Raw genomic sequence first — 312 nt, forward strand, 5'->3', positions numbered from 1 at the left:
CCGCCGAGAGCTTCACCTATCAGGTCACCGACGCAAACGGGAACACCACCACCGGCACCATCAACATCGCCATCGTCGATGACGTACCGACAGCCGCCACCGACGGCGGCAATGTCAATGAAGGCGCCTTGCTCAGCGTTGCCGCCGTTGCCGGCGTGCTGGTCAATGACATCGCCGGTGCCGATGGCGCCACCATCGACGGCGTGCGCGCCGCAGGCGGCAACACAACCACCGCCGTATCGGGTGGCGTCAACACCGACATCGCCGGCCTGCACGGTACGCTGCATCTCTACGCAGACGGCTCCTACACCT

General features: G+C 65.4%; 1 pseudogene. It reads left to right on the top strand.

The annotated features are described in order from the left end of the window. A pseudogene (locus tag O7A70_RS34095) lies at positions 1–312 on the top strand (hypothetical protein); the annotation flags it as partial.

It is taken from the genome of Mesorhizobium sp. Cs1299R1N1 (assembly GCF_037179655.1).
Classification (GTDB): domain Bacteria; phylum Pseudomonadota; class Alphaproteobacteria; order Rhizobiales; family Rhizobiaceae; genus Mesorhizobium; species Mesorhizobium salmacidum.